This window comes from Serratia sp. 2C06 (assembly GCF_050037615.1).
In the GTDB taxonomy this organism is placed as follows: Bacteria; Pseudomonadota; Gammaproteobacteria; order Enterobacterales; family Enterobacteriaceae; genus Serratia; species Serratia ureilytica.
Window position 1 is genome coordinate 569461 of sequence record NZ_CP188299.1, and the last position, 23261, is coordinate 592721.

General features: G+C 60.2%; 25 protein-coding genes. 9 read left to right on the plus strand and 16 right to left on the minus strand.

The window, feature by feature from the left end; translation table 11 throughout:
- Positions 1-138: 138 nt before the first annotated feature.
- Together ACP3TA_RS03045 and ACP3TA_RS03050 are read right to left on the minus strand one after the other, a co-directional pair.
- Positions 139-828, minus strand: coding sequence for an LrgB family protein (locus ACP3TA_RS03045; protein WP_004936833.1), 690 nt, complete (start codon positions 826-828; stop codon positions 139-141).
- The gene (locus ACP3TA_RS03050; protein ID WP_004936830.1) at positions 821-1243 is read right to left on the minus strand and encodes a CidA/LrgA family protein; all 423 of its coding nucleotides are present in this window, start codon (positions 1241-1243) and stop codon (positions 821-823) included. Before ACP3TA_RS03050 ends, ACP3TA_RS03045 begins: the two co-directional genes overlap by 8 nt.
- Positions 1244-1382: 139 nt before the next feature.
- On the opposite strand from ACP3TA_RS03050, the gene ACP3TA_RS03055 reads away from it, so the two are divergent.
- Positions 1383-2270: a LysR family transcriptional regulator gene (locus ACP3TA_RS03055; protein WP_033651228.1), complete on the plus strand. Its 888-nt coding sequence runs from the start codon at positions 1383-1385 to the stop codon at positions 2268-2270.
- 76 nt (positions 2271-2346) lie between these two features.
- On the opposite strand, the gene ACP3TA_RS03060 is transcribed toward ACP3TA_RS03055, so the two are convergent.
- From ACP3TA_RS03060 to ACP3TA_RS03080, 5 genes are all read right to left on the minus strand, one after another.
- Positions 2347-3996, minus strand: a complete 1650-nt coding sequence (locus ACP3TA_RS03060; RefSeq protein ID WP_004936822.1) for a Na+/H+ antiporter — start codon at positions 3994-3996, stop codon at positions 2347-2349.
- A 197-nt stretch (positions 3997-4193) separates the two neighbouring features.
- Positions 4194-5555 carry an NCS2 family permease gene (locus ACP3TA_RS03065; protein ID WP_033644434.1) on the minus strand — a complete coding sequence of 454 codons (1362 nt, stop codon included), beginning with the start codon at positions 5553-5555 and terminating at the stop codon, positions 4194-4196.
- A 333-nt stretch (positions 5556-5888) separates the two neighbouring features.
- Complete coding sequence (locus ACP3TA_RS03070) at positions 5889-6296, minus strand: VOC family protein (RefSeq protein ID WP_015379207.1); 408 nt, start codon at positions 6294-6296, stop codon at positions 5889-5891.
- A 47-nt stretch (positions 6297-6343) separates the two neighbouring features.
- Positions 6344-7012, minus strand: coding sequence for a glutathione S-transferase family protein (locus tag ACP3TA_RS03075; protein ID WP_033644433.1), 669 nt, complete (start codon positions 7010-7012; stop codon positions 6344-6346).
- Positions 7009-7452 (minus strand): lipocalin-like domain-containing protein, encoded by a 444-nt coding sequence (locus tag ACP3TA_RS03080; protein ID WP_033644432.1) that lies wholly within the window; start codon positions 7450-7452, stop codon positions 7009-7011. Before ACP3TA_RS03080 ends, ACP3TA_RS03075 begins: the two co-directional genes overlap by 4 nt.
- Before the next feature lie 195 nt (positions 7453-7647).
- Between ACP3TA_RS03080 and bhsA the strand changes: the two genes are divergently transcribed.
- The 4 genes from bhsA (at position 7648) to ACP3TA_RS03100 (ending at position 10466) form a co-directional block, all read left to right on the plus strand.
- Positions 7648-7908 (plus strand): multiple stress resistance protein BhsA, encoded by a 261-nt coding sequence (gene bhsA / locus ACP3TA_RS03085; RefSeq protein WP_169539955.1) that lies wholly within the window; start codon positions 7648-7650, stop codon positions 7906-7908.
- Between the two features lie 150 nt (positions 7909-8058).
- Positions 8059-8808: a 3-oxoacyl-ACP reductase family protein gene (locus ACP3TA_RS03090; protein WP_033644429.1), complete on the plus strand. Its 750-nt coding sequence runs from the start codon at positions 8059-8061 to the stop codon at positions 8806-8808.
- Positions 8809-9071: 263 nt separating this feature from the next.
- Complete coding sequence (locus ACP3TA_RS03095; RefSeq protein WP_033644427.1) at positions 9072-9284, plus strand: DUF1471 domain-containing protein; 213 nt, start codon at positions 9072-9074, stop codon at positions 9282-9284.
- A 225-nt stretch (positions 9285-9509) separates the two neighbouring features.
- The gene (locus ACP3TA_RS03100) at positions 9510-10466 is read left to right on the plus strand and encodes a cyclase family protein (RefSeq protein ID WP_147838995.1); all 957 of its coding nucleotides are present in this window, start codon (positions 9510-9512) and stop codon (positions 10464-10466) included.
- An 85-nt stretch (positions 10467-10551) separates the two neighbouring features.
- Here the strand turns inward: ACP3TA_RS03100 and ssb1 are convergent, their stop codons facing one another.
- Positions 10552-11082: a single-stranded DNA-binding protein SSB1 gene (ssb1, locus tag ACP3TA_RS03105; protein WP_004936793.1), complete on the minus strand. Its 531-nt coding sequence runs from the start codon at positions 11080-11082 to the stop codon at positions 10552-10554.
- Between the two features lie 277 nt (positions 11083-11359).
- Here ssb1 and uvrA point away from each other — a divergent pair, with 277 nt between their 5' ends.
- The gene (uvrA, locus tag ACP3TA_RS03110) at positions 11360-14188 is read left to right on the plus strand and encodes an excinuclease ABC subunit UvrA (RefSeq protein ID WP_033644422.1); all 2829 of its coding nucleotides are present in this window, start codon (positions 11360-11362) and stop codon (positions 14186-14188) included.
- 49 nt (positions 14189-14237) lie between these two features.
- On the opposite strand, the gene ACP3TA_RS03115 is transcribed toward uvrA, so the two are convergent.
- The gene (locus ACP3TA_RS03115) at positions 14238-14438 is read right to left on the minus strand and encodes a hypothetical protein (RefSeq protein WP_145957780.1); all 201 of its coding nucleotides are present in this window, start codon (positions 14436-14438) and stop codon (positions 14238-14240) included.
- A gap of 78 nt (positions 14439-14516) precedes the next feature.
- On the opposite strand from ACP3TA_RS03115, the gene ACP3TA_RS03120 reads away from it, so the two are divergent.
- Both ACP3TA_RS03120 and ACP3TA_RS03125 read left to right on the plus strand, forming a co-directional pair.
- Complete coding sequence (locus tag ACP3TA_RS03120) at positions 14517-15323, plus strand: MipA/OmpV family protein (RefSeq protein WP_033651345.1); 807 nt, start codon at positions 14517-14519, stop codon at positions 15321-15323.
- A 219-nt stretch (positions 15324-15542) separates the two neighbouring features.
- Positions 15543-16340, plus strand: a complete 798-nt coding sequence (locus ACP3TA_RS03125) for a M48 family metallopeptidase (protein WP_158524121.1) — start codon at positions 15543-15545, stop codon at positions 16338-16340.
- A 13-nt stretch (positions 16341-16353) separates the two neighbouring features.
- Here the strand turns inward: ACP3TA_RS03125 and maa are convergent, their stop codons facing one another.
- From maa to ACP3TA_RS03150, 5 genes are all read right to left on the minus strand, one after another.
- A complete protein-coding gene (gene maa / locus ACP3TA_RS03130; RefSeq protein WP_033644419.1) occupies positions 16354-16911 on the minus strand; it encodes a maltose O-acetyltransferase in 558 nt (185 codons plus the stop codon).
- 146 nt (positions 16912-17057) lie between these two features.
- Positions 17058-17411 carry an MmcQ/YjbR family DNA-binding protein gene (locus ACP3TA_RS03135; protein ID WP_019453210.1) on the minus strand — a complete coding sequence of 118 codons (354 nt, stop codon included), beginning with the start codon at positions 17409-17411 and terminating at the stop codon, positions 17058-17060.
- 4 nt (positions 17412-17415) lie between these two features.
- Positions 17416-17832, minus strand: coding sequence for a secondary thiamine-phosphate synthase enzyme YjbQ (locus ACP3TA_RS03140; protein WP_004936779.1), 417 nt, complete (start codon positions 17830-17832; stop codon positions 17416-17418).
- 125 nt (positions 17833-17957) lie between these two features.
- On the minus strand, positions 17958-19151 hold the full coding sequence (locus ACP3TA_RS03145; RefSeq protein WP_033644416.1) for an amino acid aminotransferase: 1194 nt from the start codon (positions 19149-19151) through the stop codon (positions 17958-17960).
- A gap of 79 nt (positions 19152-19230) precedes the next feature.
- Positions 19231-19704: an Lrp/AsnC family transcriptional regulator gene (locus ACP3TA_RS03150; protein WP_025304444.1), complete on the minus strand. Its 474-nt coding sequence runs from the start codon at positions 19702-19704 to the stop codon at positions 19231-19233.
- A gap of 215 nt (positions 19705-19919) precedes the next feature.
- On the opposite strand from ACP3TA_RS03150, the gene ACP3TA_RS03155 reads away from it, so the two are divergent.
- A complete protein-coding gene (locus ACP3TA_RS03155; RefSeq protein WP_033651220.1) occupies positions 19920-20687 on the plus strand; it encodes a transporter substrate-binding domain-containing protein in 768 nt (255 codons plus the stop codon).
- Positions 20688-20731: 44 nt separating this feature from the next.
- On the opposite strand, the gene alr is transcribed toward ACP3TA_RS03155, so the two are convergent.
- A complete protein-coding gene (gene alr, locus ACP3TA_RS03160) occupies positions 20732-21811 on the minus strand; it encodes an alanine racemase (RefSeq protein WP_426784496.1) in 1080 nt (359 codons plus the stop codon).
- Between the two features lie 17 nt (positions 21812-21828).
- Positions 21829-23253 carry a replicative DNA helicase gene (dnaB, locus tag ACP3TA_RS03165; RefSeq protein WP_025160134.1) on the minus strand — a complete coding sequence of 475 codons (1425 nt, stop codon included), beginning with the start codon at positions 23251-23253 and terminating at the stop codon, positions 21829-21831.
- Positions 23254-23261: the final 8 nt, after the last annotated feature.

Sequence of the window (23261 nt, forward strand, 5' to 3'; positions counted from 1 at the left end):
GCGGCTCTATCGCTTTTTGTTATAACAATGGGAAAAATTATGCTGAAAAAATTTTGCGTTTTTTCGTGCGCAAATCAACGGCACCGTTCCCAACCGCAGACAATGTCAATGGGGCGGCAGAGCCCGCCCCAAGAGGTCTTACCACATCAGCCGGCCGATCAATGGCGCGGCCACGACCGTGATGATGCCGGCCAGCATCATCACCAAACTCGACACCACGCCCTCCTGCGGCCCCAGCTCATAGGCGCGGGCAGTGCCGGCGCCGTGCGACGAGGCGCCAAATCCGGCGCCCTTCGCCAGACGGCTGCGCACCGCCAGCCGCAAAAACAAAATATCCCCCACCGCCATGCCGAACACCCCGGTGATCACCACGAACAGCGCCACCAGATCCGGCTGCCCGCCCATCTGTTTGGCGGCCTCCAGCGCGAACGGCGTGGTGATCGACCGCACCGCCAGGCTGCGCTGCACCTCTTCCGGCAGCGTCAACAGGCGCGCCAGCCACACCGAGCTGTACACCGCCACCAGCACCGCGGTCGTTACCCCGGCGGTCAGCGACAGCCAGTGGCGACGGATGATATGCAGATTCTCGTACACCGGCACCGCGAAGGCGATGGTCGCGGGCCCCAGCAGCCACAGCAGCCAGTGGGTTTCACCGATGTAGTCCTGATAGGAGATATGGGTGACCACCAGCAGCAGCACCAGAATCATCGGCGTCAGCACCAGCGGCATCAGCAGCAACGTGCGGCGGCGGCGATAGAGTTTCTTGTTGGCGAAATACAGCGCCAGCGTCGCCAGAAAACAGGCCAGGCTAAGGATAAAATCATTCATGGCGCTGCTTCCGCCGCTGCAGCCAAATCTCCAGCCGATATACCCTGTCCACCACCAGCCCGGTGGCGCCCAGCGTCAGCATGGTGCTGACTGCGATCACCAGAAAGATCTTCCAGCCCTCGACCATCAGCAGCTGGGCATAGTTGACCACCGCCACCACCGCCGGCACGAAAAACAGCAGCATTTCCGCCAGCAGCCAGCGGGAGCCGGCCTTGACCCAGCTGAGCGGCAGAATGCGCAGCAGGATCAGCGCCAGCAGCATCAGCATGCCGACGATATTGGCGGGGAGCGGCAGGTGGAATTGTTGCACCAGGCGATCGGCGATCAGGAACAGCGCCGCATACAACGCCACCTGAATCGGCACCTGCAAACGGGTCAGCAGGGAGGGGGCAACGCGGCGTAACGCCAGAGACATGAAAGATGACCTCAAACAATAATTGACGGCCTACAGTATACGCAGCCGGGAAACCACGCCTGAAATGAATTAAAATTATCGACATCATGCCGTCCGGGAATAGTTTCCCGCCGGTAGCGTCCCCAAGGAGAACCCTAACGTGGATGTCCGCACCCTGCGCTACTTCGTTGAAGTAGTGCGCCAGCAAAGCTTCACCCGCGCGGCGGAAAAACTGTTCGTCACCCAGCCCACCATCAGCAAAATGCTGCGGCATCTGGAGGAGGAGCTGGAATGCACGCTGCTGATCCGCGAAGGCCGCAAGCTGCGCCTGACCGACAGCGGCCAGGCGGTGTATCAGCGCGGCCTGACGATCCTCGACGAATTCCGCCAGTTGGAGGCGGAGCTGGAAGACATCAGCTCGGTGAAAAAGGGCGTGTTGCGGCTGGGCATTCCGCCGATGGTCGGCAGGCAGATCGCCGATCTGATCCGCCGCTTTCGCCAGACCTACCCCGGCATCGAATTGAAGATTTCCGAGCTGGGCGGGCTGTCGGTCGAACAGGCGGTGATGTCCGGCGAACTGGATCTGGCGATGACGGTGTTGCCCTTCGACTCGGAGCAGCCGCTGACCTTTCTGCCGCTGCTGGGCCACCCGATGTGCGTGGTGGCGCCGCGCACGCCGCAGTGGCTCAACCGCACCAGCATCAATATCGCCGAATTGGCCGACAGCCCGATCCTGATTTATAACGAAGACTTTGCGCTGTACAAGATGCTGATGAAGGCGTTTCGCCTGGCCGGTTTTGAACCGCAAATCGCGGTGCGCAGCGGCCAATGGGACTTCCTCGCCTCGATGGTGCAGGCCGGCGTGGGCATCGCCATGCTGCCGGAGCCGGTTTGCCGCTGGCTGGATAAGGAAAACCTGGTCTGGCTGCCGCTGGAACCGCGCATGGAATGGAAAATCGGCCTGATCTGGCGCCAGGGCAGCTATTTGTCGCACAGCGCGCAGGCCTGGATCGCCTGCTGCCGCGACTACTGGCCGCCGGTCAAGTAGCCAAAAAACAAGGGCCGCACAGGCGGCCCTTCAGGATGGGGATAACGAGGAAAAACGTTTATTCCTCCTTCTGCGTTTACCCCTCGCGCTCGATCAACAGCGCTTCGAGCAAATCGAGATCGTGCAGCAGTTTTTGCAGCGTCTCGTTGCTGATTTTCTGCGTGGCACGCAGGTGGTACAGCTCGCCGCGCTCGGCGCGCAGCGCCGTCAGGCGGAAACGCCGCTCGAGGTTTTCCATCGCCAGCGCATTCTCGATATCGTCTTTCGACGCGATACGCCGCCGCAGCATGCCCGTCACCCGCGAGCTGACCTCTTTCAACACCTGCGGATCGAGGTTCTCTTCGGTATCGGCGACCAGGCGCTCTTCCATTTTATTCACGCTCTCGATCGCCACCTCGGCCGCCATGGCGATCGCCATGCGCTCTTCCTGCTTGCTGGCGCTCTTGTCTGTCACCTGCACGCCGCGCAACAGCAGCGGCAACGCCAGCACGCCGACAATCAACGACAGCAGGATCACCCCGGCGGCGATAAACACCAGCTGATAGCGCGCCGGGAAGGCGGTGCCGTCGCTCAGCAACAGCGGTATCGACAGCACACCGGCCAGGGTAATCGCCCCGCGCACCCCGGCGAACGACGCCACCCACAGCTCACGCGTGCTGTAATCGCCGAACTGCAGCGGACGCTTTTTCATAAAGCGGTTGCTGGCCTTCTTCATCACCCACAGCCAGGTGAAACGCAGCACCAGCAGCGCGGCGTAGATGGTGGCCACGTCGGCGAACAGATACCAGGTCTGGATGGTCGGATCCAGCTCCGCCTGCAGGATGGAGGTTTCAAGAATGCCCGGCAGTTGCAGGCCCAGCATGATGAACACCATGCCGTTGAACACGAATTCCAGCATCGCCCATACGCTGTTGGCGCGCAGGCGCATCGCCAGCGGTGCGTTGCGGATCACGCCGGATTGGCTGATGGTCATCCCCGCCGCCACCGCCGCCAGAATGCCGGAAACGCCGATATGTTCGGCGATCAGGTAGGACGCGAACGGCAGCAGCAGCAGGAACACGATCTGGGTCGCCGGATCGTCGCCGCTCCAGCGGCTCATCACCCGCAGCGATTTACTGTAAGTCCAGGTGACCGCCACGCCGGCCAACAGGCCGCCGATCGCCACTTTGAGGAATTCAAGGGTCGCGCCGCCCACGGTGAACACCATCGTGCCCATCGCCACCGCGATGGCGAACTTGAGCGACACCAGGCCAGACGCGTCATTCATCAGCGCCTCGCCCTCGAGCACGCCCATGATCGGCTTGGGAATCCGCCCTTTGCCGACGATGCCGGACAGCGCCACGGCATCGGTCGGCGACAGCACCGCCGCCAGCGCGAAGGCCGCCACCAGCGGAATGCCCGGCACCATGGCGTAGATCAGATAACCGACGCCGACCACGGTGATCAGCACCAGCACCAGCGCCAGGCCGAGAATTTCACGCCCGTGATGCAGGAACTCGCGCGTCGGCGTTTTCCAGCCGTCGGCGAACAGCAACGGCGGGATGAACAGCACCAGGAACAGTTCGGGATCAAAATCGACGTGCAGCCCGAAATGCGGCCAGGCCAACAGGGCCCCGATGGCGATTTGCATCAGCGGCAGCGGCACCTGGAACGGCAACATGCGCGTCACCACCCCGGACAGGGAGACCACCAGGATCAAAATGAGGATTGTAAAAAAGATTTCCATGCTTTCCTTAGACTCTACGATTCAGACGACATCGGCTCAGGGCCTGCGTTGGTCCCGATAGTAGATCACTTTTTTTACAGCCGTTAAAGCTTGTTGTGCCTTTCAAAACGCGGTGCAGAGCAGAAGAAGACTTATCTTAAGAAGGGAATTGCCGTCACAGGCTCCCCCGCCCGATGGGCGAGGGAAACCCAAGAGGCTTAAATCGCCCAGCCGCCGGCGTAGAACGCCACCAGCGCCACGGCGATCAGCACGGTGCCGATGTTCAGCTTGCGCCATTCGCCGGAGAAGATGCGGCCGATGACCAGCGAGCTGAAGCCCAGCATGATGCCGGTGACGATGTTGCAGGTCAGCACGATGAACACGGCGCACAGCAGGCCGGCCATCGCGTCGACGAAGTCGTTGAAGTCCAGCTTGGTGACGTTGCTCAGCATCAACAGGCCGACGTACATCAGCGCCGGTGCGGTGGCGTAGACCGGCACCAGATAGGCCAGCGGCGACAGGAACAGGATCAGCAGGAACAGAACGCCGACCACAGTGGCGGTCAGGCCGGTCTTGCCGCCCGCGGCGGTGCCGGCGGCGGACTCGATGTAGACCGCGGCGGGCGCGGCGCCCACCAGCCCGGAGAAGATGCTGCTCAGGGAGTCCGAGGTCAGCGCCTTGCCGCCGTTGATGATCTGGCCGTCTTTGTCCAGCAGGTTGGCCTGCCCGGCTACCGCGCGGATGGTGCCGGTGGCGTCGAACACCGCGGTCATCACCAGCGCCAGCACGCTCGGCAACACCACCGGCTGCAATGCGCCCATGATATCCAGGCTGAAGATCAACGATTTACCGTCAGCGTCCGCCAGGCTCGGCATGGCGAACAGCCCCTGATATTTCACTGCCGGGTCGAAGATCAGGCCGATGATGGAAATGGCGATGATCACCAGCAGAATGCCGCCGGGCACGCGCAGTTTCTCCAGGCCGAAGATCACCGCCAGGCCGACCAGCGTCATGACGACCGGGAAAGAGGTGAACGCGCCGAGCGCCACCGGCAAGCCATCCAGCGGGTTCTTCACCACCAGGCCGACGCCGTTGGCGGCGATCAGCAGCAGGAACAGCCCGATGCCGATGCCGGTGCCGTGCGCCACGCCCATCGGCAGGTTGCGCAGGATCCAGGCGCGGATGCCGGTGACCGAGATGACGGTGAACAGCACGCCCATCAGGAACACCGCGCCCAGCGCCACCGGAATGCTGATATGTTGGCCGAGCACCAGGCTGAAAGCGGTAAAGGCGGTCAACGAGATCGCACAGCCGATGGCCATCGGCAGGTTAGCCCACAGCCCCATCAGCAGCGAGCCCAGACCGGCCACCAGACAGGTGGAAACGAACACCGCCGCCGGCGGGAAGCCCGCTTTGCCCAGCATGCTCGGCACCACGATCACCGAGTACACCATCGCCAGGAAGGTGGTCAGCCCCGCCACCACCTCCTGACGCACGCTGCTGCCGCGCGCGGAAATTTTAAAATAGCCATCAAGCCCGCCGGTTGGTTTTGCGGCGTGGTTCGCTTGAGAGTTCGACATAGGTTACTTCCCCTGTGTTTCATGAATCGGCCCGTCGCAGCAGGCCTGTAATCTCGCCCGCGCCTGATCGCTACGTAATCGTTTACGTCACGTTCCGCTTCCTTGCCCTTCCGTCGCACCGCCAACGGCGATGCGCACCAAGGCAAACGTTTAACTCGCAGCGCGCGGTACGGGTGATTTATGGTGGTTTATTCAAGGCAAACGATTATCCTGCCTTCCCTAGCGTCTAATCAACTAAAGATCGCGGCAATTTATGCAGAAAGCGGCGGGAAGGGCTTCTGCGCGAAAAGACGGGGCGATCCGGCGCCCCTGCCAGCCTGTTTCACGGCGATCTTATTGCGCCTGCACCGCTGCGGGATCCATATACATCAATTCCCAGATATGGCCGTCCAGGTCCTGAAATCCGTGGCCGTACATCACGCCATAGTCCCGCGGCGGATGATAGGTATTGCCGCCGCCGGCGATCGCCTTGCGCACCAGTTCGTCCACCGCCGCCCGGCTGGGTTGCGACAGGCACACCAACACTTCGGTGGCCTGTTTGGCGTCGCCGATCGGGTTCGGGGTAAACATCCTGAATTTGTCGTGGGTCAGCAGCATCACGTAAATCGTGTCGCTGACCACCATGCAGGCGGCGGTATCGTCGGTAAATTGCGGGTTGAAGCTGAAGCCGAGCTGGGTGAAAAACGCCATTGAGGCGGGCAGATCGCGTACGGGCAGATTTACGAAGATTTGCGTAGCCATGGGCTACCTCCGATGAAGAATGACCCCATCGAGTATAGCCCATCCGCTTAACTCAGCAGGTCGTAAGGGCCGCCCTGTTCCAGCGCCCGCTGGTAGGCGGGCCGGGCGTGGATGCGCTGCAGGAAGCCGCGCAGTTTCGGGCAATTGTCCAACGCGCCGCGCGCCGCCATCGCCTCGAGCGGGAAGCTCATCTGTATGTCCGCCGCGCTGAAATCGTTGCCGACGAACCAGCTGCCCTTGTTCAGGTGCTGTTCGAGATACTCGCAGTGCGGCGCGATCTGTTTGTCGAGGTATTCGCGCTGTACGCCCTTGCCGATCGCGCCCGCCACCGGCCGCAGCAGCCAGGGGATCGGCGGCTGGCCGAGACGGCTGAACACCAGCTTCATCACCAACAGCGGCATCAGCGATCCCTCAGCGTAGTGCAACCAGTAGCGGTATTGCTGGCGCGCGTGGAAGTCCGTCGGCATAAACATGCCCTGTGCGTCGTAGGCTTCCTGCAAGTATTCGATAATGGCGCCGGATTCCGCCAGCGTCAGATCGCCATCGACGATCACCGGCGATTTGCCCAGCGGGTGGATCTTTTTCAGCGCCGGCGGCGCCAGCAGAGTGTGCGGATCGCGCTCGTAGCGTTGCACCTGATAGGGCACGCCCAGCTCTTCCAAAAACCACAGAATGCGCTGCGACCGCGAGTGATTGAGATGATGAACAATGATCATGATGACGCTCCTGTCCGCTGCCACACCAGTTCGCCGATCTGCACGCCGTTGCCGAGCTGCAGCGGCACCGTGCGCAACGTCAGCCGATCGGCGTTAAAGGCGTAAAAGCGCACCTGACGGCTGCCTATCCAATTGGGGAACGAGCAGCCTTCAACCTGATGCACCACCCGTTGCTCGCTTTCTTCCACCTGATAACGGCCGAAATAGCAAATCATATTGATGAAGGCGGCATGGATCTCCCGCTCGGATCCCTGCGCCAAATCGTCGGCGACGAAACGCGGCCGCACGGCGCTGTATAGCTGCGCCGCCATCGTGCCGTTGGCCTCATAGTGGATGCGCCCCAACACCTGCTCGCCCAGCGGGTAATTCAGCTCGCCGTTCTGGTTTTTGAACGCCGACGACACCAACGCCCAGCTGCCGATAAACGCGTTTACCGTCATGACGCTTCTCCGGTTAAGGATCGTCTGTAAAGGGTAGTGGCAATTTTTACCGCACGCCAACGGCTGAAAAACCGTCAATTTATTTGACAGAGATACTCAAAACTCTCCGATTTTTTATTCACACCCGGTGCACTAGTATTTAACACATCGAGAGACAACGCGCTCTCACCTAATAAATACTCTGAGGAACACATCATGAAAAACGTCAAAATTTTTGCTACCGCTGCACTGCTGGCTACCGCTTCTTTCGCTACCTTCGCCGCTGAGCTGCCAGCCAGCCAGCCAGCCGCAGACGCGCAGAAAATCGGCGTAGTCACCGTGAGCGGCGCCGCCAACCTGAGCGCGCTGGAAAGCGAACTGGCCAGCAAAGCCGCCGCGTCGGGCGCCAGTTCCTACCGCATCGTCGCCGCCGGCGGCCAAAACAAACTGTACGGCACCGCAGAAATCTTCAACTGATCGTCGGACAGCCAATCGACGGAAGAAAGAAGCCCCGCAAGGGGCTTTTCTCGTTTCAGGCGGCCAGAGCTCTTTGTGGACAGTGATCGCCATTCATTTCACCCATACTGAATGACAGCGCAATCCCCTCACCCACTTTGGAGAAATAGCATGACGACAGCACAACCTCTGCAAGGCAAAGTCGCATTCGTTCAGGGCGGCTCCCGCGGCATCGGCGCCGCCATCGTGAAACGGTTGGCGAACGAAGGCGCCGCCGTCGCCTTTACCTACGCCGCCTCGGCCGATCGCGCCGAAGCGGTGGCGAGCGCCGTGACCGCCGCCGGCGGCAAAGCCCTCGCCATCAAGGCCGACAGCGCCGATGCAGCGGCACTGCAGCAGGCGGTTCGCCAGGCGGTGAGCCACTTCGGCAACCTGGATATTCTGGTGAACAACGCCGGGGTGTTTACATTGGGCAGCACCGAAGCGCTGGCGCTGGACGATCTGGATCGCATGCTGGCGGTCAACGTGCGCAGCGTATTCGTCGCCAGCCAAGAGGCGGCGCGCCACATGAATGACGGCGGCCGTATCATCCACATCGGCAGCACCAACGCCGAACGCGTGCCGTTCGGCGGCGCGGCGGTGTATGCGATGAGCAAATCGGCGCTGGTCGGGTTGACCAAGGGCATGGCGCGCGATCTCGGCCCACGCGGCATCACCGTCAATAACGTGCAGCCCGGCCCGGTGGACACCGAAATGAACCCGGACGCCGGCGAGTTCGCCGATCAGCTCAAGCAGCTGATGGCGATCGGCCGCTACGGTAAAGATGAAGAGATCGCCGGTTTTGTCGCCTACCTGGCGGGCCCGCAGGCGGGTTATATCACCGGCGCCAGCCTGAGCATCGACGGCGGCTTCTCGGCGTAACATCCAAGCCCCGCGAGGGGCTTTTTATTGGCTTGCCGCGGTATGCAAGCCTGACGACGTCTATGCACGCTTGTTTCCCCTTCCCACGCTTTACGCCGCCAATCCCGCGTGAAAGACAACAATCGAATCAGTTTATGTACAAAAACGGAATAGTTTATTGACGATTCTGTTATTTATTCACCTCACTGCCCCCTTTATCCTTCGCTCCATCGTGTCGTACCGGACACCCTTATTTTTCGAATTGTCGAACACAGGATAAAGATATGAAAACCATGACCACCGTTATTTCACTCGCTCTGTTTTCCACGCTGTCGTTTAACGCTGCAGCAGAGAGCGTTACCGCAACCGGCAGCACGCTGGATTCCACCGAAGCCCTCATCGCTAAAAAAGCGCAAGAGGCCGGCGCAAGCGGCTACAAAATCACCAGCGCCTATATGGGTAATTTCGTCACCATGAGTGCTGAGCTGAAAAAATAATATCAATGACGCCGCTCGCCCGGCGTTATTTATTTCCGCATAAAGAAGTCATCGTCGGGTGGTTATTCACCACGCCTTGTTATAAGGCATTACGCTAATACACCCCGCGCACCCAAAAATGAGCTTCTTTCTCCACCGGTTATTATTCGGCGGCCTGATGTCGCCATGTCCGGACGGCTCATTTTCATTCACCCTGCAATACGTTGTTATAAGGATGAGTCACTGATGAAATCATTGTATCGCCTCTCCCTCTTGCTGCCTTTGCTTGCCACAGTGCCTGCACACGCCGCAGAGTCCGCCGCTCAGCCGTCAGACTGGTATCCTTCCGTTTACGGTGCAAAAGACGAAATCGGCGCCGCCAACCTGCTCACGCCAGAAGGGGTATTACAGTCCGTGCAGTTGGTAAAACAAGGCAAGACATTGTCATTGGCGGTGCCCGTCGATAAAGATTTCCCGGCGTTCCGCCACCGCAGCTTCCGCTTATATAATATTCAGCCTGGTCAGCAGGACGGTAAAACGCTTGGCCCAAATAAATTCACCTTTAATGATGAATTGGTGAATGCCTGGACCGGCGTCGGCACTCAGTTGAATGGCATTGGCCATATCGGCATCAACAATGTTTATTATAACGGCAATAAGGCGGCGGATTTCGTCACCGTAGATGGCGTGAAAAAATTGGGCGTGGAAAAAGTGCCGCCCATGGTCACACGCGGCGTGGTGCTCGATATGACGGCTTATTATCATAAAGACATCGTTCCGGGCGGCACCGAATTTTCCGTTGCGGATATTCAAGCGGTGCTTAAGAAGCAGGGCATTAGCTTAAGGAAAGGCGACGTTGTTTTATTTAATACCGGTTGGCTGGAGCTGATTGGCAAAGACAATAAAAAGTTCCTGGAAGTTGAACCGGGTATCGGCATGGAAGCGGCGAAATGGTTGGCTGACCAAGGCATCGTGGCCTTCGGCGGTGATACCTGGGCTTCCGAAGTATACCCTAACCCGAAAAATGACGAAGAGTTCCCGGTCAACCAATACCTGCTGGCCAAACGCGGCGTCTATAACCTGGAACTGATCGACAGCCGCCCACTGGTGCGCACGAAAACCTGGGAATTCCTGTTCGTACTGGGGCAACCGCTGTATGTCGGTTCAACCCAGGTCAATATCAACCCGGTAGCAATTTACTGATTGGCAACACCGCCGCAGAAAATCAGCGGCTAACGAACACAAAAAACCCCGCCTGAGCGGGGTTTTTTTAGCGCTGTTACCAGGCTTAGAACGGAATATCGTCGTCGAAATCCATTGGCGGTTCGTTGCTGGTCGCCGGAGCGCTGTTCTGCGCCGGACGAGACTGCTGCTGGCCGCCGCTGAACTGGTTGCCGCCCTGTGGCTGTTGAGGCTGGCCCCAACCGCCCTGGCCGCCGGCAGATTGACCGGCCGGTGCGCCGCCGCCCTGACGGCCGCCCAGCATCTGCATGGTGCCGCCGACGTTAACCACGATCTCGGTGGTGTAGCGATCCTGGCCGCTCTGATCCTGCCATTTACGGGTCTGCAGGGAGCCTTCGATATAGACCTGAGAGCCTTTGCGCAGGTATTCGCCCGCCACTTCAGCCAGTTTGCCGAACAGCACAACGCGGTGCCACTCGGTCTTCTCTTTCTGTTCGCCGGTCGCTTTGTCACGCCAGCTTTCGGAGGTCGCCAGGGTAATGTTGGCCACTGCGCCGCCGTTCGGCATGTAACGGACTTCTGGATCCTGACCCAGATTCCCGACCAGAATTACTTTGTTTACGCCTCTGCTGGCCATGAGCACTTCTCCCGATGATTGATTTCTACACAGTATAAACGCGTCAGTTTACCACGCTGAGTACGAAACCACACCCGTGTTGATAAGTGCGAATTGCATTCCAGAATTGTCTTTCCAATCGACCTTATTGCATTCGCATACTGGATATCCATTCAGGTTTTTTTGTGTCATAATTATGCGTTTCGACCTGGCTGTGCCGGTTTTTTGCGAGATCCATCACAAAATCCCCCGCAAAAATCGCGACAGGCGCGGTGTATCATCAAGACGGGAAGTGTAAATGGACAATATCGAAGTTCGTGGTGCTCGAACCCATAATCTGAAAAACATCAACCTGATCATCCCGCGTGACAAACTGATCGTCGTCACCGGCCTGTCCGGTTCCGGCAAGTCTTCGCTGGCTTTCGATACGCTGTATGCCGAAGGGCAGCGGCGCTATGTCGAATCACTCTCCGCCTATGCGCGCCAGTTCCTGTCGCTGATGGAAAAACCGGACGTCGACCATATTGAAGGTCTGTCGCCGGCGATCTCCATCGAGCAAAAATCCACCTCGCACAACCCGCGATCCACGGTCGGCACCATCACCGAGATCCACGACTACCTGCGCCTGCTGTTCGCCCGCGTCGGCGAGCCGCGCTGCCCGGATCACCATGTGCCGCTGGCGGCGCAAACCGTCAGCCAGATGGTCGACAACGTGCTGAGCCAGCCGGAAGGCAAGCGCCTGATGCTGCTGGCGCCGGTGGTGAAAGATCGCAAGGGCGAACACACCAAAACGCTGGAAAACCTGGCCGCTCAGGGCTATATCCGCGCGCGCATCGACGGTGAAGTGTGCGATCTGTCCGATCCGCCGAAGCTGGAGCTGCAGAAAAAACACACCATCGAAGTGGTGGTCGACCGTTTCAAGGTGCGCGACGACATGGCGCAGCGCCTGGCCGAATCGTTCGAAACCGCGCTGGAGCTCTCGGGCGGCACCGCGGTGGTGGCGGACATGGACGACGAAAAAGCGGACGAGCTGCTGTTCTCCGCCAACTTCGCCTGCCCGATCTGCGGCTACAGCATGCGCGAACTGGAACCGCGCCTGTTTTCCTTCAACAACCCGGCCGGCGCCTGCCCGACCTGCGACGGACTGGGCGTGCAACAGTTCTTCGATCCGGATCGCGTGGTGCAAAACCCCGAGCTGTCGCTGGCCGGCGGCGCGATCCGCGGCTGGGATCGCCGCAACTTCTATTACTTCCAGATGCTGCGCTCGCTGGCGGAGCACTATGAGTTCGACGTCGAAGCCCCGTTCAACACCCTGAGCGCCAACGTGCAGAAGGCGGTGCTGAGCGGCTCCGGCAAAGAGTCGATCGAATTCAAATACATCAACGATCGCGGTGACACCACCGTGCGCCGCCACCCATTCGAAGGCGTGCTGCACAACATGGAGCGCCGCTATAAAGAGACCGAATCCAGCGCGGTGCGCGAAGAGCTGGCGAAGTTCATCAGCAACCGCCCTTGCGCCTCGTGCCACGGCACCCGCCTGCGTGAAGAGGCGCGCAACGTGTTCGTCGAAGACACCACGCTGCCGGAGATCTCCGATCTGAGCATCGGCCATGCGATGACGTTCTTCCAGAACATGAAGCTCAGCGGCCAGCGCGCCAAGATCGCCGAGAAAGTCCTGAAAGAGATCGGCGATCGCCTGAAGTTCCTGGTGAACGTCGGCCTGAACTACCTGTCGCTGTCCCGTTCGGCGGAAACGCTCTCCGGCGGCGAAGCGCAGCGTATCCGTTTGGCCAGCCAGATCGGCGCCGGTTTGGTGGGCGTGATGTACGTGCTGGATGAGCCGTCGATCGGCCTGCACCAGCGCGACAACGAGCGCCTGCTGGAAACGCTGATCCACCTGCGCAACCTCGGCAACACGGTGATCGTGGTGGAGCATGACGAAGACGCCATCCGCGCCGCCGACCACGTGATCGACATCGGCCCCGGCGCCGGCGTGCACGGCGGCCAGGTGGTGGCGGAAGGCACCGTCGATGACATCATGGCGCAGCCGGAATCGCTGACCGGCCAGTTCCTCAGCGGCAAACGCGAGATCGCCATCCCGGCGCAGCGCGTGCAGGCCGATCCGACCAAGGTGCTGAAGCTGAGCGGCGCGCGCGGCAACAACCTGAAGGACGTGACGCTGACGCTGCCGGTCGGTCTGTTTACCTGCATCACCGGCGTGTCCGGCTCCGGCAAGTCGACGCTGATCAACGATACGCTGTTCCCGATCGCCCAGCGCCAGCTTAACGGCGCCACCATCGCCGAGCCTGCGCCGTTCCGCGAAGTGACCGGCCTGGAACATTTCGACAAGGTGATCGATATCGATCAGAGCCCGATCGGCCGCACGCCGCGCTCCAACCCGGCCACTTACACCGGCATCTTCACCCCGGTGCGCGAGCTGTTCGCCGGCGTGCCGGAGTCGCGCAGCCGCGGCTATACGCCGGGCCGCTTCAGCTTCAACGTCAAGGGCGGGCGCTGTGAAGCCTGCCAGGGCGACGGGGTGATCAAGGTCGAGATGCACTTCCTGCCGGACATCTACGTCCCGTGCGACCAGTGCAAAGGCAAACGCTATAACCGCGAAACGCTGGAAGTGAAGTACAAAGGCAAGAGCATCCACGAAGTGCTGGAGATGACCATCGAAGAAGCGCGCGATTTCTTCGACGCGGTGCCGGCGCTGGCGCGCAAGCTGCAAACCCTGATGGATGTCGGCCTGTCCTACATCCGCCTCGGCCAGTCGGCCACCACGCTCTCCGGCGGTGAGGCGCAGCGCGTCAAGCTGGCGCGCGAGCTGTCGAAACGCGGCACTGGCCAGACGCTGTATATTCTCGACGAGCCGACCACCGGTCTGCACTTCGCCGATATCCAACAGCTGTTGGCGGTACTGCATCAGCTGCGCGATCAGGGCAATACCATCGTGGTCATCGAGCATAACCTGGACGTGATCAAAACCGCCGACTGGATCGTCGATCTGGGGCCGGAAGGCGGCAGCGGCGGCGGCGAGATCCTGGTCGCCGGCACGCCGGAAACGGTCGCCGAGTGTGAAAAATCGCACACCGCGCGCTTCCTGAAACCGCTGTTGGAAAAATAACGGCGGATGATACGCTCAACGAGGCGCCCTATTCCGCCTCGTTGAGCAATCAACCTATCCCTCTGCGAGAAACATTAAATACGCTTCTCTGCATCATTCCTTTAAAAACAGGCGCTTTGAACCCAGCCAATAATAAACTCGCCCCATCATGCCATTTGTTTGGCTTTTGTTTATTCCCCATGCGTTTCACTATTGCGGTGAAATAACGCCAATGGCGCGCCGTCGCCTGTCGATTAATCAATATAAACATGGCGTTTATCAATAAGCCGTCATTTAAACGCGGGCCTGCGGGCCGTTTATTCAATGGGATGATATAAAGGTGTTTAACGTGGATAATAAACTGGGTACCTCTGCCGCCGCCCTGCTCTTTCTTTTTCCCCTCGCCGGTCAGGCGCAGGACGGCGAAGCGTCTTTAACGCTCGCCGGCGGCCTCGCCGTCGCTCCCGCCTATGAAGGCTCGTCTTTTTACAGCATTGAACCGCTGTATCAGGTGAATGCCGGCTATCAAAACGCCAGTTGGGGAGAATTCAGCGCGGGCAGCGAAGGGGCGCGCTGGCAATTCCCCATCGCCGGGCCCGTCGGCATCGCGTTATTGCTCAACTATGACGCCGGCCGTGACGAGGAAATCAAAACCTTGCGCGGGCGCAACACTCGACTCAAAGGCATGGGCAAACTGGGCGGCGCGCTGGAAGCCGGCGCTGAGCTGAGCTACCAACTCGACCCCTTCCGCGCCTATGTCAAAGGGATGCAGGCGACGCGCAAACGCAGCTACGGCGGGGAAGAACTGGGCCACACCGCCTATGTGGAAAGCGGACTGACCGGGCAATATCCGCTCAGCGAACAGCTGACGCTTATCGGCAATCTCTCCACCACCTGGGCCAACAGCGGCTATCAGCGCGGCTATTTCGGCGTGACGTCGCAGCAGGCGCAGCACAGCGCCTTCAGCGCATATCGGCCGGGCAGCGGCTTCAAGGACGCGACGCTCACCGCCGCACTCAACTACCAATGGCGACCGAACGTGGCCTTCCAGGCCGGCGTCGGCGTAACGCGCCTGCTGGGCGACGCGGCCGACAGCCCCATCGTTGAGAAAACCACCTCGGGCATGGCCTTCACCAGCGCCAGCTACAGTTTTTGACGTTTTTGCCTAAGTCTGTGCAGGAAGGGATAAACGCCATGATTAAAAAACGAACTACAGTTTAGCTGAGTGTTAGGTAAACGGATGGATAATTAAACATTCATTATTTACCTGACAATGTCAGGCGTGGCTTTCCCTTATTAAGGATATTTTATGTGTCAACATCATGCGACGGAATGTCGTAATTTCACCGCATTTCGCCACCGCTGGGAAATGCCCATGATCTGGCTATCGGCGATAATTACCTTGTTCGGTTTTTTATTTGGCATCGCCGCCGTCGTGGTAAATACGGATGGAACTGCACTTGGGTTGGGAGACGACGCCAAGGAAACATTGGATACCCTCAGCCTGCTCGCGTTATTACCGCTGATCCCGATCGCTTTCTATATTTACCGTTTCTATCTCGCCGCACAGGCGAAATCCAACGCCTTGCGCATCGGGCCGGCGCAATTTCCGGAACTGTTCGCGCTGTATCAGGATATCGGCCGTCGGCTGGAACTCAAGACGCTGCCCAAGCTTTATCTGACCAACGGCAACGGCGTGGTCAACGCCTTCGCGCTGGAATGCAACCGCCGCCAGCGCTACGTGGTGATCCATGCTGAAATCGCCATGCTGATGCCCACCGCGCCGGAGATCGTGGAGTTCGTGCTGGCCCATGAATTGGCCCATCACAAGCTGCGGCACGTGTCGCTGTGGCGTCTGGCGATCGGCGTTGTGCCGCAGTCGCTGGTGCTGCCCGGCCTGGCGACCACTCGCGCGCAGGAGTATTCCGCCGATCGCGTGGCGCTCGCGGTGTGCCCGAACTACGCCAACACGGTGCGACTGCTGGCCGTCGGCCCCTGGATGCAGCACGGCGTGAATCCGCAGGCCTGGCTGGAGCAGTGCGAAGAAGAGAACAAGGAGCTGTTTGTTCGCATCAGCAATCTGCTGTCAGACCATGCGGTGATGGTCAAACGCTTCAAGGCGCTCAAAGACATCGAGATGCACGGCTTCGAGCGCCATGGCAGCATGTTTTAATCCGCCCGAGGGCTTACAGCGTTTTCAGCACGCGCGCCGGGTTGCCGCCCACCACGCAGTTGGCCGGCACGTCTTTGGTCACCACCGCGCCGGAGGCCACGACCGCATTATCGCCGATGGTCACGCCCGGATTGATCACCGCGCGCCCGCCGATCCACACGTTGTTGCCAATCTTGACCGGCTTGCCGAACTCCGCGCCGCCGACGCGGGTCTCGGCGTCCAGCGGATGAGTGGCGGTGTAGATATGCACGCCCGGCGCCAGCAGGCAGTTGTCGCCGATGTGCACCTCGCACACGTCGAGGATCACGCAGTCGAAATTGGCGTAGAAGTTCTTGCCGAGATAGATGTTATAGCCGTAGTCGCAGCGGAACGTCGGCTCGATGGCGCCGCCTTGATAGCCGCCCAGCAGCTCGTCCAGCCACTGTTTGCGCAGCTCGCCCTCTTCCGGCGATGAGTGGTTGTAGCGATGCGTTATCTGGCGCGCGCGCCGACGCTCGCTGCGCAGCAGTTCATCGCCGGCGTCGTACAGTTCCCCGGCGATCATCTTGCGCTTTTCTTCGCTCATGGCCATGTCGGCCTCCTTCATCCGCGTTTCTTGAATGCCCAAGCGTAGCCGCTTTAGCCCGGCAATAAAAAGGGAACGTTCCCAATTTAAAACCGCGATCACGGTTTAACGCGAGAAAGCAGGAGAAAACGGGCGGCGCCGCCGCCCGGCAATCAGGCGCGCAGTTCCTGGCGCACGTGTTCGGGCAGGCCTTCCACCACCAGCTGATAGGAGCTGTCGATCAACGTATAAAACTGCGAGTTCGGCAGGTTGCCGTCGAGAAATACCGTATTCCAGTGCGCCTTGTTCAGGCCGTCGCAGGCGACGATCTCAGGGTGGTGTTCGCGCAGGCTTTCCGCCAGCTCCGGGCTGGACTTGACCGCCAGCGCCGGCCGCCCTTCCACTTCACACACCATGGCGAACATCACGTCGCCCACCTTGATCTGGCTGGCCTGCCACTGGTTCTGGTCGCTTTGCTCCGCGCCCGGCTTCGCCATGCAGTACTCCAGCAATGCGCTGTTATTCATTGGGTTATTCCCCCTGTAATGTGGCCACAATACGGCGTGCTCCGCCGTGGATGCGGTGCTCCCCCAGCCAGATGCCCTGCCATGTGCCCAACATCAGCCGCCCGTGCCTGACGGGCAGCGTCAAGGAAGCGCCCAGCAGCGAGGATTTGATGTGCGCCGGCATGTCGTCCGGCCCTTCGTAGTCATGTTGATAGGGGGCGTTTTCCGGCACCTGACGCAGGAAATGCTGCTCCATATCGGCTCGCACCGTGGGATCGCAGTTCTCGTTGAGCGTCAGCGAGGCCGAGGTATGCTGCAGCAACAGATGCAGCAGGCCGGTTTGCAGGCGGTGTAAGTGGGTTAACTGGTTGACGATCTCGTCGGTAACCAGATGAAAGCCACGCGCTTTTGCGCTGAGGATTAGCGTTTGCTGATGCCACATGAGTGAGCGCCCCTCAATCAGTATATTCTCTCTCCGGTTTGCGGCAACTTCGGCGGCGCGCCGGCAATAAAAAAGGAGCGATATCGCTATCGCTCCCGATGAACGTCCGTTCAGACTAACAGGCGTTACTGCACCGCAGCAAACGCCTCGGCTACCTGACGCACGTTGTCGTGGTTCAGGCCGGCCACGCACATGCGGCCGCTGTGGATCAGGTAGACGCCGAACTCTTCGCGCAGGCGATCGACCTGCGCCGCGCTGAAGCCGGTGTAGCTGAACATGCCGCGCTGCGCCAGCAGGTAATCGAAGTTGCGCTGCGGCAGCGCGCTCTTCAGGGTGTCCACCAACGCGTGGCGCATTTCGAGAATGCGGGTGCGCATGCTTTCCACTTCATTGAGCCACTGGGTTTTCAGCTCAGCGTCGTTCAGCACTTTAGCCACCAGCTGCGCGCCGAAGTTCGGCGGGCTCGAGTAGTTGCGGCGCACGGTCGCCTTCAGCTGGCCCAGCACACGCCCGGCCGCTTCTTCGCTTTCACACACCACCGACAGGCCGCCGACGCGCTCGCCGTACAGCGAGAAGATCTTCGAGAACGAGTTGCTCACCAGGCACGGCAAGCCGGCCGCCGCAATGGCGCGAATGGCGTAGACGTCCTGCTCCATACCGCCGCCGAAGCCCTGATAGGCGATGTCGAGGAACGGAATGATCTCACGATCGGCGATCACCTTGATCACTTCGTCCCACTGGGCGGGGGTCAGGTCTGAGCCGGTCGGGTTGTGACAGCACGGATGCAGCAGCGCGATGCTGTGCTTCGGCAGCTGTTTCAGTGCAGCCAGCATGGCGTCGAACTTCACGCCCAGGCTTTCACCGTCAAAATACGGATAGGTATTCACCTTGAAACCGGCGCCGCTGAAGATGGCGACGTGGTTTTCCCAGGTGGGATCGCTGACCCACACCTGCGAATTCGGGAAGTAGCTTTTCAGGAAGTCCGCGCCCACTTTCAGCGCGCCGGAACCGCCGACGGTCTGAATGGTGGCGATGCGCCCCTGCTGCAGCATCGGGTGCTGCTCGCCGAACAGCAAATGCTGGATGGCGGTGCGGTAGGATTGCAGCCCTTCCATCGGCAGGTATACCGAGGCGCCGTGCTCGACGCTGTTCAACTGCGCTTGCGCCGCGGCGACCGCACGCATCTGCGGAATAACGCCCTGCGCATCGTAGTACAGGCCAATGCTCAGGTTCACCTTGTGCGCGCGCGGGTCTTGTTTGAATTTTTCCATCAGCGACAGAATGGGATCGCCGGCATAGGCGTCAACGTTCTGGAACACGTTTTTTTCTCCTGGTTTATTTATTGTGGTTTGGGCACAGCGTTACGTTCCTAATATAGACGGAAAAGCGTATTCGGTTTCAGCTTTCTCGCGTCACCGGCAACAAACCGTTTTCCTTGATGCGATTGAGCACCACCGCCGTTTTGATATGCGCCACGCTTTTGTGCGGCGACAGCGTCTGGCTGATGAACTCGCTCAGCGCCGGCAGGTCCGCCACCGCCACTTTCAGCAGGTAATCGGCGTCGCCGGTGGTCTTGTAAGCGTCCAGGATCGCGTCCACGTCCTCCAGCATCTGATGAAAGCTGTCGATCTGCTCCTGAGCGTGCGTGATCAGGCTGACTTCAATCAGCCCCACCAGCCCCAGGCCGACCGCCTCCGGCGCCAGCCGCGCGTGGTAGCCGCGGATCAGCTGCGCCTGCTCCAGGCTGATGCGCCGCCGTGAACACTGGGAAGCGGAAAGCCCCACCAGTTCGCTCAGCTCCTGATTGGTCAAACGGCCGTTGGCCTGTAACAGCGTCAGGATTTTCATATCAAAATCGTCAATGTTGTACATAGCCACCTGTAAACTGTGTTAATAAATGTTGACGTTACAGCCTACCAGTTTTTTTACCGTTGCCGACGTCACACCCTGGCGCTTAAATCGCGTACAGCAGCAACGCCCGGCGTTTTCGCCGGTAAGCGGCATAAAAAACGGCTAACTCATGCAGGCAAACGACAATTAACGGCGAAGTAACGCATAAAACCACGAATGTATAAAAAGGACGCCAGATGAAAAAGTTACTCCCTCTCGCGCTGCTGCTCGCCGCCGGCAGCGCCGGCGCGCAATCCCACCTGGACAAAGTGCTGCAGCAAAAGACCCTGGAGGTCTGCACCACCGGCGACTACAAGCCCTACACCTTCCTCAAGGAAGATGGCAGCTATGAAGGCATCGATATCGACATGGCGGAATCGCTGGCGAAGAGCCTCGGCGCCAAGGTGAAGTGGGTGAAAACCAGCTGGAAAACCCTGACGCCGGACTTCGCCTCCGGCAAGTGCGACATCGCCATGGGCGGCATCTCCGTCACGCTGGAGCGCCAAAAACAGGTGTTCTTCGCCGACAAGCTGGATACCGACGGCAAAATTCCGCTGGTGCGCTGCACCGACGTGAAGAAATACCGCACGATAGAACAGATCAACAAACCGTCGGTGCGTCTGCTGGAACCGGCGGGCGGCACCAACGAAGCCTTCGTGCACGCCTATCTGCCAAAAGCCAAGCTGACGCTGACGCACGACAACATGAGCATTTTCCAGCAGCTGGTGGATCGCAAGGCGGACGTGATGATCACCGACGCCTCCGAGGCGCTGTACCAGCAGAAGCGCTATCCGAAGCTGTGCGCGGTGAATCCGACCAAACCGATGCAGTACGGCGAAAAGGCTTACATGCTGCCGCGCGACGATCTGAGCTGGAAACTGTATGTGGATCAGTGGCTGCACCTGGCCAAGGCGACCGGCGAGTATCAGAAGGTTATCGACAAGTGGTTGGCGGTAAAGAAGTAACCCGCTGAGAAACGGGGCCGACGCGCGTCGGCCCCTGCGGCGTATCAGTCGCCAATGTATTCCATCGCCACGCGCTGCGTGAGCTTGGTGATCAGTTCATAAGCGCTGATGCCGGTACAGGCGGCGATGCGCTCGACCGGCAACGCCGGCCCCCACAGCACCGCTTCATCCCCCACCTTATCGGCGGCGTCCGGCCCGAGATCGACCGAAATCATGTCCATCGACACCCGGCCGACGATCGGCACTTCGCGGCCGTTGATCAGGATCGGCGTGCCGGTCGGCGCGCTGCGCGGGTAGCCGTCGCCGTACCCCATCGCCACCACGCCAAGGCGAGTATCGCGCGGGCTGATCCAGGTGCCACCATAGCCCACCGCTTCACCAGCCTTGTGCTCGCGCACCGCGATCAGGCTGGATTTCAGCGTCATCGCCGGCTGCAGACCATGCTCGGCGCCGCTGCCGCTATCCAACGGCGACACGCCGTACAGAATGATGCCGGGGCGCACCCACTCGTTGTGGGCGTCCGGCCACAGCAGCGTGCCGCCGGAAGCGGCGACCGAGCGCTGGCCCGGTTTGCCGCGCGCGAACTGCTCGAAGCAGGCGATCTGTTTCAGGGTGGCGTCGGACTCCGGCTCGTCGGCGCGGCTGAAGTGGCTCATGATATTGACCGGCTGCGCCACGTTGCGGCAAGCGCACAGGCGCTGATAAAACGCCTCCGCCTGTTCGGGACGCACCCCCAGCCGATGCATGCCGGTATCGAGCTTCATCCACAGCGGCACCGGGCGCGCCAGCTCGGCCTGTTCCAGCGCCTCGAGCTGTTCGATGCTGTGCACCGCGGTTTCGATGTTGTTCGCCACCAGCACCGGCAGGTCTTCGGCGCTGAAGAAGCCTTCCAGCAGCAGGATCGGCTTGACGATGCCGCCGGAGCGCAGCATCAGCGCCTCGCCGATGCGCGCTACGCCGTAGCAGTCGGCGTCTTGCAGGGTGTGTGCTGTTTCCAGCAGGCCATGTCCATAAGCGTTTGCTTTCACAACGGCAATCAGGCGGCTTTGCGGCGCCTGGCGGCGCACCTGTTGCAGATTATGTCGCAGAGCGCGGCGGTCGATTACAGCGGTTGCCGCTTTCATTTCAGTTCCTTAGCTGATTATTCGTCATCGTATTGTGGCCCCGCGTAGTTATCGAAACGCGACCACTGGCCGTTAAAGGTAAGGCGCACGGTGCCGATTGGGCCGTTACGCTGCTTACCGATAATAATTTCCGCGATCCCTTTCAGATCGCTGTTCTCGTGATACACCTCATCACGATAGATGAACATAATCAGGTCGGCGTCCTGCTCGATGGAGCCGGATTCACGCAGGTCGGAGTTGACCGGGCGTTTGTCGGCGCGCTGCTCCAGGCTTCGGTTCAGCTGCGACAGCGCCACCACCGGCACCTGCAGCTCTTTCGCCAGCGCCTTCAGCGAGCGCGAAATCTCGGCGATCTCCAGCGTACGGTTGTCGGACAAGGCCGGCACGCGCATCAGCTGCAGGTAGTCGATCATGATCAGGCTAAGCCCGTCGTGCTCGCGGAAAATGCGCCGCGCGCGCGAGCGCACTTCGGTCGGCGTCAGGCCGGAGGAGTCGTCGATGTACATGTTACGCTTCTCCAGCAGGATGCCCATGGTGCTGGAAATGCGCGCCCAGTCCTCGTCGTCGAGCTGGCCGGTACGGATGCGCGTCTGATCCACGCGCGACAGTGACGCCAGCATACGCATCATGATCTGCTCGCCGGGCATCTCCAGGCTGAAGATCAGCACCGGTTTCTCCTGGGTCATCGCGGCGTTTTCGCACAGGTTCATGGCGAAGGTGGTTTTCCCCATCGATGGACGGGCGGCGACGATGATCAGATCGGACTTTTGCATGCCCGCGGTTTTCTTGTTGAGGTCCTGATAGCCGGTATCGACCCCGGTCACGCCGTCATGCGGCTGCTGATACAGCTGTTCGATGCGCGAGACGGTGTCTTCCAGGATGCGTTCGATGCCCTTCGGGCCCTCGTCTTTGCTGGCGCGGTTCTCGGCGATTTGGAATACGCGGGATTCCGCCAGATCGAGCAGGTCTTCGCTGCTGCGCCCCTGCGGATCGTAGCCGGCGTCGGCGATTTCGTTAGCCACCGAGATCATTTCGCGCACCACCGCGCGCTCGCGTACGATGTCGGCGTAGGCGCCGATGTTGGCGGCGCTCGGGGTGTTTTTCGACAGCTCGGCCAGGTAGGCGAAGCCCCCCACCGAGTCCAGTTCGCCCTTCTGTTCGAGCGATTCGGACAGGGTGATGAGGTCGATAGGCTTGCTCATCTCCAGCAGACGCTGCATCTCGGTAAAGATCAGGCGATGCGGGCGGCTGAAGAAGTCGTTGGCGACCACGCGTTCCGCCACGTTGTCCCAACGCTCGTTATCCAGCATCAAACCGCCCAACACCGACTGCTCGGCCTCCAGCGAGTGCGGCGGCATCTTCAGCCCTTCCATCTGACGATCTCTGGAACGCTCTCTGGTTTCGTCCGCGTTTGTTTTGTTGGTTGGTTTTTTTCCTGCCATGAAACGTA